1 pseudogene is annotated in these 235 nt (G+C 63.0%); it reads left to right on the forward strand.

Annotated elements, in window-relative coordinates:
- A pseudogene (locus tag ACKLNA_RS29200) lies at window positions 1-235 on the forward strand (Ig family protein); the annotation flags it as partial.

The raw sequence follows: 235 nt of genomic DNA on the forward strand, positions 1-235 counted from the left end.
CAACCTCGAGAACCTGACCCTGCTCGGTTCGGCGCTCAACGGCACCGGCAACAACCTGAACAACAGCCTCATCGGCAACGCCGGTAACAACGTGCTCGACGGCGGCCTGGGTGCCGACACCATGGCCGGTGGTCTGGGCAACGACACCTACATCGTCGACAACGCCGGTGACTCCGTCGTTGAAGGTGCCAACGCCGGCATCGATACGGTCATGGCCTCGATCACCTACACCCTG

It is taken from the genome of Pseudomonas sp. UV AK001, from assembly GCF_046097675.1.
Lineage (GTDB): Bacteria > Pseudomonadota > Gammaproteobacteria > Pseudomonadales > Pseudomonadaceae > Aquipseudomonas > Aquipseudomonas kribbensis.